Source organism: Cytobacillus sp. FSL M8-0252, from assembly GCF_038007345.1.
Taxonomy (GTDB): Bacteria; Bacillota; Bacilli; order Bacillales; family Cytobacillaceae; genus Cytobacillus; species Cytobacillus kochii.
Genome location: NZ_JBBOWZ010000001.1, coordinates 1,105,123 through 1,118,069 on the forward strand (window position 1 = coordinate 1,105,123; position 12,947 = coordinate 1,118,069).

The 12,947-nt window shown below is 35.1% G+C and carries 14 protein-coding genes and 1 riboswitch; of the genes, 10 read left to right on the forward strand and 4 right to left on the reverse strand.

Annotated elements, in window-relative coordinates; translation table 11 throughout:
• The first annotated feature begins 133 nt into the window (after positions 1-133).
• Both MKX83_RS05755 and MKX83_RS05760 read left to right on the forward strand, forming a co-directional pair.
• The gene (locus MKX83_RS05755; RefSeq protein WP_341054564.1) at positions 134-1,759 is read left to right on the forward strand and encodes a M20/M25/M40 family metallo-hydrolase; all 1,626 of its coding nucleotides are present in this window, start codon (positions 134-136) and stop codon (positions 1,757-1,759) included.
• Between the two features lie 316 nt (positions 1,760-2,075).
• Positions 2,076-2,897, forward strand: coding sequence for a TerC family protein (locus MKX83_RS05760; RefSeq protein ID WP_341054566.1), 822 nt, complete (start codon positions 2,076-2,078; stop codon positions 2,895-2,897).
• 37 nt (positions 2,898-2,934) lie between these two features.
• Here MKX83_RS05760 and MKX83_RS05765 read toward each other — a convergent pair whose 3' ends face one another.
• Complete coding sequence (locus tag MKX83_RS05765) at positions 2,935-3,453, reverse strand: QueT transporter family protein (RefSeq protein WP_307317121.1); 519 nt, start codon at positions 3,451-3,453, stop codon at positions 2,935-2,937.
• Between the two features lie 6 nt (positions 3,454-3,459).
• A riboswitch (PreQ1 riboswitch) is annotated at positions 3,460-3,504 on the reverse strand.
• A gap of 645 nt (positions 3,505-4,149) precedes the next feature.
• Here MKX83_RS05765 and MKX83_RS05770 point away from each other — a divergent pair.
• Positions 4,150-4,416, forward strand: coding sequence for a hypothetical protein (locus MKX83_RS05770; protein WP_095370310.1), 267 nt, complete (start codon positions 4,150-4,152; stop codon positions 4,414-4,416).
• Positions 4,417-4,570: 154 nt separating this feature from the next.
• Here the strand turns inward: MKX83_RS05770 and MKX83_RS05775 are convergent, their stop codons facing one another.
• A complete protein-coding gene (locus MKX83_RS05775) occupies positions 4,571-5,014 on the reverse strand; it encodes a GNAT family N-acetyltransferase (protein ID WP_341054569.1) in 444 nt (147 codons plus the stop codon).
• 530 nt (positions 5,015-5,544) lie between these two features.
• On the opposite strand from MKX83_RS05775, the gene MKX83_RS05780 reads away from it, so the two are divergent.
• Positions 5,545-5,670, forward strand: a complete 126-nt coding sequence (locus tag MKX83_RS05780) for an FbpB family small basic protein (protein WP_095370308.1) — start codon at positions 5,545-5,547, stop codon at positions 5,668-5,670.
• A gap of 469 nt (positions 5,671-6,139) precedes the next feature.
• Here the strand turns inward: MKX83_RS05780 and MKX83_RS05785 are convergent, their stop codons facing one another.
• Entirely contained in the window at positions 6,140-6,448 is a 309-nt protein-coding gene (locus tag MKX83_RS05785) for a hypothetical protein (protein WP_095370307.1), read from the reverse strand.
• 322 nt (positions 6,449-6,770) lie between these two features.
• Between MKX83_RS05785 and MKX83_RS05790 the strand changes: the two genes are divergently transcribed.
• From MKX83_RS05790 to MKX83_RS05815, 6 genes are all read left to right on the forward strand, one after another.
• Positions 6,771-7,616 (forward strand): alpha/beta fold hydrolase, encoded by an 846-nt coding sequence (locus tag MKX83_RS05790; RefSeq protein WP_095370306.1) that lies wholly within the window; start codon positions 6,771-6,773, stop codon positions 7,614-7,616.
• Between the two features lie 202 nt (positions 7,617-7,818).
• Positions 7,819-8,538 (forward strand): carboxymuconolactone decarboxylase family protein, encoded by a 720-nt coding sequence (locus MKX83_RS05795; RefSeq protein WP_307317118.1) that lies wholly within the window; start codon positions 7,819-7,821, stop codon positions 8,536-8,538.
• The gene (locus MKX83_RS05800) at positions 8,535-9,221 is read left to right on the forward strand and encodes a CoA transferase subunit A (RefSeq protein WP_307317116.1); all 687 of its coding nucleotides are present in this window, start codon (positions 8,535-8,537) and stop codon (positions 9,219-9,221) included. The genes MKX83_RS05795 and MKX83_RS05800 overlap by 4 nt, the downstream gene beginning before the upstream one ends.
• Positions 9,222-9,228: 7 nt before the next feature.
• The gene (locus tag MKX83_RS05805; protein WP_095373519.1) at positions 9,229-9,873 is read left to right on the forward strand and encodes a 3-oxoacid CoA-transferase subunit B; all 645 of its coding nucleotides are present in this window, start codon (positions 9,229-9,231) and stop codon (positions 9,871-9,873) included.
• Positions 9,870-11,063 (forward strand): thiolase family protein, encoded by a 1,194-nt coding sequence (locus MKX83_RS05810; RefSeq protein WP_095370303.1) that lies wholly within the window; start codon positions 9,870-9,872, stop codon positions 11,061-11,063. The genes MKX83_RS05805 and MKX83_RS05810 overlap by 4 nt, the downstream gene beginning before the upstream one ends.
• Positions 11,064-11,326: 263 nt before the next feature.
• Positions 11,327-11,545: a hypothetical protein gene (locus MKX83_RS05815; protein ID WP_095370302.1), complete on the forward strand. Its 219-nt coding sequence runs from the start codon at positions 11,327-11,329 to the stop codon at positions 11,543-11,545.
• A gap of 21 nt (positions 11,546-11,566) precedes the next feature.
• Here MKX83_RS05815 and MKX83_RS05820 read toward each other — a convergent pair whose 3' ends face one another.
• Positions 11,567-12,901, reverse strand: a complete 1,335-nt coding sequence (locus MKX83_RS05820; RefSeq protein ID WP_445293154.1) for a hemolysin family protein — start codon at positions 12,899-12,901, stop codon at positions 11,567-11,569.
• Between the last annotated feature and the right edge of the window lie 46 nt (positions 12,902-12,947).

The following is a 12,947-nucleotide window of genomic DNA, read 5'->3' on the forward strand; positions in this document are numbered from 1 at the left end:
ACTTAGCTGGTACAAAGGACTAATATATTCTTTAAACAGTAGTAAAAAACACGCATCATTATACTAATTCATAAGCATATAGTATCTCAGGGCAACAACCTAGGTGATGAAAATAATAAGGGGGGCAAGTGATATGAGCACAGAAATGTTTATTCAATCTAAAAGTCAAATGTTGGCCACTTTATTAGAGCTTGTATCCATTGATAGTGTTAGCCTTTCACCAGGAGAGAAATACTTTCCTTTAAGAGTGGAACAAGTATTAAAATCTTTACCTTATTACCAAAAATATCCCGGGTATGTAGTGAATCATCCGACTTCAGATGGTCGTTCTATATTAACGGCTCTATATAAAAATAACTTAGCAGAAAAAACGGTAGTGATGATTAGTCATTTTGACGTAGTAGATATTGAAGACTATGGTGACCTGCAGCATCTCGCTTTTAATCCTGTTGAATTGACGAGAGAGCTGCATAATCGTCTTGATACCTTACCGGAAGATGCAAAAGAAGATTTAATTAGTGGAGATTGGTTGTTTGGTAGAGGTATGATGGATATGAAATGCGGATTAGTTCAACATATGTCTTTGTTAGAAAAAGCGGCGAATGAAGACTGGAACATCAATTTGTTATTAGTAGCTGTCCCAGACGAGGAAGTGAATTCAGTTGGTATGAGAGAAGTGATTCCAAGATTAGTTTCTCTTGGAGAAGAACATTGCCTCAATTATACATTATATTTAAATTCCGAGCCGATGTTTTCTCAAGTTCCCCAAGATAATAATCATTATTTTTATACAGGAACGATAGGCAAAATTATGCCGGGAGCATTGTGTTTTGGGAAAGAATCTCATGTCGGTGAGCCGTTTTCTGGGATGAATGCTTGTTGGATGTCATCTATTTTAACGAATGAAGTTGAGTGGAATGAAGAGCTTTCAGAACAGGTAAATGGTGTGATGTCTCCTCCACCGACATTGCTTTGGCAAAGAGATTTGAAAAAAGGCTATACGACACAAATTCCTCATCGTTCAGCAAGTCTTTATAATGTGTTATTAATGAAAAGAAATCCTGTTGATGTCATGCATGAAATGAAGGAAGTGGCTATAAAGGCCGCTGATAAAATGGAAGCATTTATAAGAGATAAATATCGATTAAATGGTTTGGATGAGTCACAGTTATCACATATTCACGTTTATTTGTATGAGGAAATCAGGGCTTACGCAGTCAAGAAAACAAGTGCAGAGTATATAGATATACTAGAGCAATCGATTGCCAAAGAGACCGAGGGCGATATTCGTGATCAAACGATACAAATTGTCGACCAATTGGCAATGCTGTGTCAAGAATTAGGTCCGATGATTATTTTATTTTATGCCCCACCGTATTATCCTGCTGTTAATTCTAGTGAGAATGAGTGTATTGCTGAATTATCTTCTTCTTTAATAGAGTTTGCTGACACAAAATATCAAGAGCGTATTCACCCAGTCAATTATTTCAATGGTATATCTGATTTGAGTTATGCGGGCCTACATGCTGATTTAAAGGATATGGATATTTATAACGATAATTTGCCAGGAGGAGAGAAATTGTATTCCATCCCATTTAAGGAAATGGCAAAGATAACTGCCCCTGTAATAAATGTTGGACCAATGGGAAGGGATGCACATCAAAAAACAGAGCGTCTGCAAATTCCTTTTGCTTTCGAAACTTTACCAAAACTATTAGCACATTTAATAAAAATACATGAACAGCAAAAAAATGATTGACAGCTGAGGTATGATTGCATATGATAGAGGTATCAAATGAATAGTATCTCCAAAGGGGAGTAGCTTTTACAGCAAAGTCGTCAATTCGGAGTATCATGCTCTCGGCTTTGTTGGCAACAATTCTGATCGTTGTTAGCAAGACCTTTACCAAATTCGGTGAAGGTCTTTTATGTTTTAAACCTTTACCAAATATCGGTAAAGGTTTTTTGTTTTTAAGTGAAATAAACAGGGAAGGTTAAGCAAATGCTAATACTGTTTTTCTTACTTGAAGATGATATTCGCAGGGGATGTTACATAAATTAAGGAGGAAATTCATTTGGAAGCAGCATTATTATTAGAGTATGGTTGGGTGCTTTTAGTTCTTATCGTATTAGAAGGATTATTAGCAGCGGATAACGCACTTGTTCTAGCCATTATGGTCAAACACTTACCTGAAAAGGAAAGAAAGAAAGCATTATTTTATGGTTTAGCTGGAGCGTTTGTATTTAGGTTTGCTTCATTATTCGCTATTTCATTTCTTGTTGATGTATGGCAAATTCAAGCATTAGGTGCAATTTATTTAATCTTTATCGCAGCGAATCATATATTCCGGAAGTTTCTGGTCAAAAAGCATGACGTGCCTGATCCTTCAGCCAAGCCGAAAAAGAAATCAGGTTTTTGGATGACGGTTCTTAAAGTTGAGTTAGCTGATATTGCCTTTGCAATAGACTCAATCTTGGCAGCAATTGCTTTAGCGATGGCATTACCACCAACTGGTATTGGTACAATTGGAAGTATGGATACAGGACAATACCTCGTTGTATTTGCAGGTGGTATGATTGGGCTAATTATTATGAGGTTTGCAGCTAATATCTTTGTAGACTTACTTCATAAACGTCCTGGGTTAGAAATTACTGCCTTTTTGATCGTCGGTTGGGTAGGTGTAAAGTTAGCAGTTACGACTCTTGCACACCCTGCACTGGCTGTATTACCGGAGGGGTTCTCTCATTCAACCGCTTGGAAAGCAACGTTCTACATCGTTCTTATTCTTATCGCAGTAGGCGGTTGGTTCTTATCTAAAGAAAAAATTGATGAAGATGGAGCTGGAGACGACGACCGTTTAGATCAGGCATTAAAGGAAGAAAAAGAACAATTGTAAAATTTTGATTGGAGTTATTAAAAAAGCGTTCACCTCTTTAAAAGGTTGAACGCTTTTTCATATCATTAGATAAATCTAAATTACTTTTATACAACTGCTTATATAAAAAGTAAATAATAGGCATCCCGATAATTAAAACAGCAAATTCGCCAATGGCAGTTGTGAGCCATGTGAATAAGAATGGAAGGCCAATAGCAATTTTTAATTGTAAGGCAATAATCCACATCATTACAGTAAAGACGATGGTGTTTACTAACATCCGTAACCAAATATTTTTAACAAATTTAAAAAGTACTAAGCTAATTAGTAAACAGATAATGGAATGGGCGACCCCAAATGTTAAATCAAATGGCTTCATTGGTGAAAATAATAGGTTCGTTAAGAAAACACCAAGGACAATGCCGTAAATAAATTTACGATTTAAAACAATGAGATGATTAAATATCTCAGCAAAACGAAACTGAATAGCTGAAAAAGCAATTGGCTGTAATACCATTGATATGGCAATATACATAGCAGCCAAAAGACCATTAGCTACAATCATTCTAATATTCATTTGATTACACTCCTAGTTTTTTATCGTGGGATGGTTTCGAACCACGTCAACAACAGCTTATAATATCAGGTTTAAGGAGTGTTTGTAAATGGTATTTTTTAAAAGAATTATAAAGCTGCTAGAACTTTCACTGTAAAATCCTCATCAACTTTTCTTAATTCCCTTATTAAACTGCGTGTATTGGTTGTATCTACATCAGCATGCCTTAGAGAGAAATACCTTTATAAAACAAAATACTTCCGTGTGTAGTCCGTGAATTGAGATTTCATCTATATCTTTACGTTTTTCAAGTGTTACTTCAAATAAGTTCTTTAAAAATATCCATAGTACGTTTATCCATCTTGAGTTTTTAGTCTAGTTGACTTCACTTCACTTCATCTTCTATCGGATACTTAACAACCAGCTTGGCTCTGTCATATTACTCTTTTAGTACTAAAATCTGAATGCGTTTTTCTGTATTGGATGCACTAACAAGAAGCGATGTCAACTTCAATTATGGTGATCAATATTTTAAGTATGAGTAATAACCTTATTAAAAGGATACTTTCTATACCTCAAGAACATACTATTGGTGTATAACTCCTTCCAAGTAGATCTCCTCTAAGTGGGAGGTTTACTTTTTTATAAATATTTTTCTTATAAAAGGGGAAAATATTTACGACTTAAGAGTCAATAATTTAAAAGGAGTTGAAAGTTATGGCAAAAAGGTTTTTATTCATTCTTTCAAGTATCTTATTGTCTTTCTCGTTAGCAGCATGTGGAGCGAATGATGATCAAGATCAGAATCCACCTCCAGAAACCAATAATGGTGTAGAAAATGATAATAATGGTGATGAGAACATACCTGGAGTAGATGAAGATGATACTATGTTTAAAGATGATGAAAAAGATAGTGATCCGGATCCAGAAGATGCGGTGGAAGACCCGGAAGATATGAATGATAATGATAATCGAGATGAATAAACCTAAAGCCCTTCTCAATCGAGATGGGCTCTTTAACTAAAGAAACTCTGGTTAGTAAAAGACCTTCTTTTACAATTTGGGTGTTTATATCAATAATTGGTTATAACACCAGTCTTTTCTTATCCAATTAAAATGGATAAATCTACTTCTAGAACTAAAGTTGGATGTTCTTATGCAAGAAAATGATTCTTTCTATTTCTTCAAAACCATTTTTCTTATAAAATTCTTCGGCAGGTATACCTCTATCTGTGAGAAGTGTAATGTTACTTATATTACTGTTATGAAGCTCTTTTATTAAATGATTTAACAGCGCTTTTCCAATACCCTTATTTTGACTTTGTGTTTTTACACACATTTCATTAATAAAAAACTCATCTCCGCTCCACCATACTCTTTTTATACCAAGAATAAAGCCGATAATTTCGTCGTTTTCTACTGCTAAAACGCCTAAAAATCCAGGTGTCTGATAAAAACTCAGTAAATATTTTTTAGCCTTTGTAAATGTCCATTCATCATTCCATGGCTCATCATTGAATACTTCAATAAATGTTTCCGAGCATTTAGTTAAATCATTCATTTCTAATAGTTTAAATTCCAAGGTAAATTCTCCTTATCGCTAAATGTATTATTAAACCAGCCAAACCGGTTATTTATGGATTATTCTACCACAGAAAATTTGCTTATTTGGCTTTCATAGTTAATTTTCTATGTCTGGGACCTTAGCTAAAGAGGGGAGGTTACATCAATAAATAAGAAAATGTAATATAAAAGGGTATTTATGTCAATATGTTTTTGATATACCAGATATTTGATGGGTCTAAGAAAATTCTCCTATATGAATACAGCTCAATATTGTTTGAATATGTTATAAAACAGTATTTAATAAGGTTTGTTTAATTGTTAAAATTTTGTGAAGGTTTTATGACATAATTATATAAAGATAGCATTTTGGTTCAAAAGTCTTGACATTTCTTCTGTTTCATATTAATCTGAATTTAAAGAAAACTCAAAAGGATTTTGTATGGACAATTAATTTTGTCAGAAAATCTTACAAAACTGTTTTCTTCTAAAAAGATATGTACTTTATTTTCAGAAAATAAAGTCATTTAAATAAGGAGAGAAATATTTATGAGAAAGAAAAAGTTATCATACATCGAATTAGTTCGTCGTAATAAAGAAGAGTTATTAAAAAATCCAGATCAGCTTGAAGTCATCGAAAAACGTTTAGAAAAAAGGCATGAAAAAGCGAAATAAAGCTTTTATATAGAAGGGGACCAGGATAATTATTCTGGTCTTTTTACTTGTAGTGAATGGGCGACCTTGTTTTATTGTTTAATTTAATATCTAGTTCTATCTCAACAGTATGGCTGGATGGATTTTGCCCATTTTTTACTATACCACCAAAGCCCATTAAAAATATCTAGTGGTTTATGAGGCGAATCGCAATGACTTTAGAATAATAATTAGTTACCCTGCTAATGGTTGTTTCTAAAAACAAGGAATAGAAGTGATTAAAATAAAAGCCGCTCAAGTAAAGTGAGCGGCTAAATTAACGTATTTATTTATTTTTATAATAGTCAAAGAAAGCTTGAAAAATCTCTAATCCTTGGAAAAATAAAAGTGTAGTTGCAGTTATTGAAAACATACTAATCATAATCATACGAACAATCATTATCATATCCTCCTTAAATTTGTGTTATATTATTACAAATTTAAGGAATAATTAGAGATAATTAGATTGGAAGAAAATCGGCTGCTTATGTCTACTGTTTTGCATAGAAACATAAGCGAGTTGGCAGATGCCAAGTAAGAGTAAGCTGATGAGTATCAGTGAAACATGCTCGAAAACAAGAGGATGTTTTTTGAGCTCATCTTTTAATGGAGAGGTATCACTTAAATGGGAGTCGTTAAAGACTGCATGCTGATGGTCTCCCCAAGTGCTCAAACTTGAATGATCGCTAGGATAGTGGACAACTAAAAATGCACAGAACATGATAAGTAATCCAAAAGAGTATATCTTTTTGCCAGTCATCCTTACCCCACCTTTCTTTCAAGTTACTATTCATTATACCCACTTTAGCTGATTTGTAAAATAAAAGATTAAGAGAAATCATCCATCTGATTCTTCCACTTTCAATATAATTTATTAATCAAATTCGAAAAGATGACTAAAAGTAAATAGTTAAACGTATCATTTTTTATTCTTATAATTGCTCAAAAAAACAAGTAGTATTTATAGTATAACCATCAACATCAGCAAGGGATTTTACAGGATATAACGATGGGGAAAGTTTTTGACATTTCAAATAATAAGGAGTATAACTAGTTTTATATTTTTATAAAGAGGTGTCATAATGGAATGTTATCAAAAAAATATTAATGGTCGAAGTATACAAATAGCTGATTACCCAGGTGAGAAAGGGACGATAATTGCTGTCCATGGGTTAACGGGTAATTATATGCAAATGCACTATTATGCAGAAAGTTTAAAAGATTATCGTATTGTAAGTATTGATGTCAGAGGTAGAGGGCAAAGTGCGGATGCAGATGAGGATACGAGCATATGGAAGCATGCTTTAGATGTTGAAGCATTGATTAAAGAGTTAAATATTGATCAACCAATTTTGATGGGGTATAGTATGGGCGCTTTTATCTGTTCTATTGTGGCCAGTAGACTTCAATCTGAAGTTCGAGGATTAATCTTGCTAGATGGTGCAGCGACATGTACACCACACCAAAAGAAGATTGTTGAACCCTCTCTTGCCCGATTGAGCAAAGCGTATGAAAGTGAACAAGCATACTTAGATGAGATTAAACAAATTTATCAAAACTTAGGTGTGCCTTGGGATGAGCATATGCAAAACGTTGGCTTATATGAGATTCATCAAATCGGTCAAAAGTGGAGAAATCATGCAAGTGAAGGAAAGATTAAAACCGATTTTGACAGTTTCTATACATTTGATCCTAAAGAAATATTTAAAGAAGTGAATTGCCCAGTCTTTCTTGTTCATGCAGAGGGTGGAATTGGTGCAATGGACCCGTTATTTCATGCAGAAGATTATATTGATACAATGGTATATGCTAAGCAAATAGAGAAAATAACGACGCCATGCAATCACTATACATTAGTGTTTACTTCAAGACCAGAAATTTACAATAGCATAAAAGCTTTTTTAAGAAATATTGATGCGACTAGTTGAAATTTTTCAAAAGTGGTGTAAAATAAAAACAAACAGAATGAAAGCCTATTCATTAGCCGTTAGAAAACGAACTTTTTTAATTAAGCTATTGGACATACTGGCTACTTTAAACTCTTCAGACTCTTACCCTTTTTGTAGGCGTCTCGTTTAAAGTAGCCTTTTTGCGTATAAATAAACATTTATAAAAAGGTGGGATATTAATATGAGTAGTAAGGGATTGGACTATTTTAAAAAAGTATATGATCAAGTTCCTGGATGGGTACAACAGATGCATGATTATAGTCCAAACATGCTCGATCAGTATACAAGTCTCCGTGGGGACATTATGAAACCGGGGGCTTTGTCTGTAAAAGAAAAAGATATATTACTTGTCGGTATGAATGCGGCGAGATTATATGAAAGGAGTATGGTCTACCATACGAAGGGTGCTATAGATGGTGGAGCTTCGTTACCGGAATTAGCAGAATATTTATTAGTTAGTTATTTATATAATGGACAACAAGCTCTTCTAACTGGTTTAAAGTCCATGCAATATGCTTGTGAGTTAGTCGGTGACGAGACATTAGACCGAATAAATATAGATACTGTTGAAGAAATATTGTGCCAATATATACAAATGATCGGTAGTGAGAATGCTGCGTTTATTGAGAACGTGCTACAAACGAAAAAAGATGGCGGAGATATGGAAGAGGTCATTCTCCGAGATGGTCATGTTTCTCGTAAGAACAAGCTTTTATTAATGAGCGGTATTTATATTACTGTTCTCAATGGTAAGATAGCGGGAACGTGGATGGAAAAAGCGAGACGAAGTGGGGCAGAAGAGCCCGAGTTAGCTGAAACAGGTGCCATTTGTTTATTGACAGCCGGTATTCCAGCTTGGTTCGAAGCAAGCGACTCTTTAAGAATGGGGCATGAGCAATGAAAATTTTTTCTACGGCAAAAGAAGCAATTGAAAAATTGGAAAGCAATCAAACAATCATGGTTGGCGGCTTTGGCTTGATTGGTGCACCGCTGTCATTAATTGATGAACTTACACAAAAAGACGTCTCAGGATTAACAATCATTTCTAACAATCTCGGTGAAAAGGGAAAAGGCTTAGGTATACTCGTTAATCAAAAGAAAGTAAAAAAAGGAATTGGCTCTTATTTTACGAGTAATCGAGATGTGGGAGATGCCTATCAAAGAGGTGAGTTAGAGCTAGAGCTTCTTCCACAAGGAACTTTGGCAGAATCGATTCGTGCAGGTGGTGCAGGTATTGGTGGCTATTACACGAAAACCGGTGTAGGCACTGAACTTTCCGTAGGAAAAGAAGAAAAAGAGATCAATGGTGTGAAATATATTTTTGAACCCGCATTAAAAGCAAATGTAGCATTAGTTCGTGCGTGGAAAGCTGATACATTAGGGAATCTTGTTTATTACAAAACAGCTAGAAACTTTAATCCGATGATGGCGACAGCTGCTGATTATGTGATTGCCGAAGTGGACGAAATTGTGCAACCTGGTGAACTATCTCCAGAAGAAATCATTACACCCCATCTATTTGTAAATGGGATCGTGAAAGCAACGAAGATTTTAACGAAAGATGGGGTGAAGAGTGTTGGATAAAAATGAAATGCAAAATTTAATTGCTAAACGTGCTGCTCAAGAACTAAAAAGTGGCTCAGTTGTCAATTTGGGGATTGGTATTCCGACTCTTGTTGCCAATCATATTGCAGATGGTGATATATTTTTCCATACAGAAAATGGCTTATTAGGGGTAACGGATGTTAACGAGGCTGATATTGATCCAAATATAGTGAATGCTGGTAAGTTACCTGTAGGTGAAGCAATTGGAGCTTCATATTTTAATAGTGCGGAGTCCTTTGCTATGATTCGAGGACAACATGTAGATGTGGCGATATTAGGTGTATTACAGGTAGATGCCAAAGGGTTAATTGCCAATTGGGCAGTTCCAGGAAAAAATATTATGGGTGTTGGGGGTGCAATGGATTTACTTACAGGGGCAAAGAAAATTATTGTGACCATGTCTCATACATCCAAAGATGGTACGAGCAAAATTTTAAAAGAATGTACTTATCCAATAACATCCACAAGAAGTGTCAATTTAATTATTACCGAGCTCGCTGTTTTTGAGGTGAGAAATGGAGAATTATACTGTATAGAAATAATGCCAAATAGCACTATTGAAGAAATAAGAGAAAAGACGGAAGCTCCTTTTAATGAAGATTGCCATAATAACGGGGGGCAAACGCGATGAAAGATGTAGTGATTGTAGAAGCGAAGAGGACAGCGATTGGGAAACTAGGTGGTAGTTTAGGTAATGAAACGGTCGATTTCTTAGCTAGCCATGTACTTAAAGGGTTAATGGAAAAGATGAAGGTACCTAAAAATGAAATCGATGAAATTATTATCGGACAAGCAAAACAAAGTGCAGATGCCTCTAATTTAGCCAGGCTAGCTACATTAAGAGCAGGTTTTCCTGAAAGTATACCAAGTTATACTTTACATCGCCAATGTGGCTCAGGAGTACAATCCGTTCACTCAGCTGCCCAACAAATCATGAGTGGATTCGCCGATGTTGTTATTGCAGGTGGAGCGGAATCTATGAGCACAGCACCATATTATATGCGGAATATTCGCTTCGGCCTTAAGTCAGGAAATGGGCTTTTACTTGATCCTAATACGGAAAGTCAGCCTGGTTCACAACCTGTGGAAGAATATGGGCAATTAACGATGGGGATGACCGCTGAAAACTTAGCAGAAAAGTATCGAATTTCAAGAATGGAACAAGATGAATTTGCGCTAAGAAGCCAAGAAAATGCAAGATCAGCTATTACTGCTGGCTTTTTTGAAAAGGAGATTCTTCCTTACACTGTGAATGAAAGAAAAAAATCGTCAACTTTTATGGTGGATGAGCACCCCCGTGTAACGACAATAGAAAAACTCTCACAGCTGAAGCCAGTATTCAAACAAGGAGGGACAGTCACTGCAGGTAATAGCAGTGGTAGAAATGACGGTGCAGCTGCATTACTCTTGATGTCAAGGGAGAAAGCAGATGAGTTCTCAATTCAACCGAAAGTGAAAATCATTGCTCAAGCAGCTGCTGGTGTTGACCCTAGATATATGGGGATAGGCCCTGTACCTGCCACACAAAAGGCGTTAAAACAAGTTCAATTAACAATAGAGGATATGGATATTATTGAGTTAAATGAAGCTTTTTCAGCTCAAGCTCTAGCTGTTATAAAAGAGCTTGGATTATCCATAGAAAAAGTAAACCCGAACGGAGGGGCCATTGCTATGGGGCATCCAATTGGAGCAACTGGATCAATTCTTTTAACAAAGGCTATCCATGAACTTGAAAGAACAGGAAAGAAATATGCTCTTGTTACACTTTGTATCGCCGGTGGACTCGGTATATCCACCATTATTGAAAATTTACAAATTTAACGAATGGACATCGATTGACGGTGTCCTTTTTATTTTGAAATAGTCATTTATACCTGAAAGATGAAACTTTTTTTCGCACAAACCGTATATATAGAAAGGTTCGTACCAAGAAAGTAACTTCATATTTTGAATTAATATAGGTCAGGACTTGCCTTTTGAAAAGTGAAACATTATCTCATTTGTTGTTTAAGGGTAAAGGAAATGCTGTTTTGAACATAGAATATAGTAAATAAGATCGATTTGTTAGAGGAGGGATAGGCAGAATGATTATTGGATTAGTATCAGTCATAATGATTTTTGGTATACCGATCGTTGCGATTATTACTAGCCATTTAAGTTCTCAAACCGAATTAAAGGCGAAAATAATTGAAGATCAAATAAAATTAGAAGAATTAAAACATCAAAATTATTTATTAGAAACGGATAAAATGAGAAGAGAATTAGAAGAACAGCTCAAACTCGATGATAAAAAGTTAGTATAAGTGAAAACAAAGAGCCGTTCATTAATCAATAAGCGGCTCTTTGTTTGTCATGATAGGATCATCCATTTTTTTTACCTCGAGATAATGTATTTGGTGACCATCAATTTCGGTTACAGTAAACAAGTATCCATCCAACTCTAATTGACTACCAAGTTTCGCATCAAAATTTAATGTGAGGAACCATCCTCCAATTGTATCGATCTCATCATCTGGCAAGTCAAGGTCTAACAAATGGTTAACATCTTCAATTAATACTTTAGAATCAAGAATATAATGGCCTTCCTTTATCTTACGAATTTCAGGAATTTCATCTTCGTCAAATTCATCACGAATTTCACCTACAATTTCTTCAACAATATCTTCAACGGTTACTAATCCAGACGTTCCACCATACTCATCCATTAAGATTGCGAGGTGTATACGATCTTTTTGCATTTTTATTAATAAGTCGTTAATTGGAATGGTTTCAATAACACGCAACACAGGATTAATGAAATCATGTATAGAAAGCTTCTTTGCTTGTTCAGGCTGAAGGTTTGCGGTAAGAAACTCTTTAACATTAACAAAACCGACAATATTATCTTTATTACCATCGACAACTGGATAACGAGTGTAACGTTCTTGTTTAATAATATTTCTAAGGTTTTCAAAGGAATCATCGATAGAAAAAGTAATAATTTCTGTTCGTGGTACCATGATTTCTTTCGCTACTCTTTCGTCGAATTCAAATATATTATTCATGTACTTTAATTCGTTTTTGTTGATTTCACCACTCTTATAACTTTCAGACATTAAAATTCGTAACTCTTCTTCCGAGTGTGCTGCTTCGCTCTCAGATGCAGGTTTGAAACCGAAAAGCGCTACAATTAGACGGGCTGATCCATTTAACACCCAAATAAAAGGATAGGTAATGCGATAAAACCAAATAATAGGTTTAGCAAAACCAAGGGTAATGGCTTCTGCCTTATGAATAGCGATCGTTTTTGGGGCCAATTCACCAAGGACCACATGTAAATAAGTCACAATCGCAAATGATACACCAAACGAAATCACATGTGTAAGAGAGGCATTAAGATTTAAATTATTAAATAATGGCTGTAATAACTTGAGTACTGTGGGTTCACCTAACCACCCCAATCCAAGTGCTGTTACAGTGATTCCAAGCTGACATGCGGATAGATATTCATCTAAATGGGTGACTACTTTTTTTGCTGAAACAGCTTTACTATTCCCTTCCGCTATCAATTGATCAATCTTAGACATTCGAACCTTAACTATTGCAAATTCCGTCGACACGAAAAAAGCAGTTAAAGCAATAAGTATAACAAGTAATATTAAATTTAACGTTACCGTCAAAATGTAATCGTCTTACTTTTGGTAAGACTTTCACCTCCTATTTTTT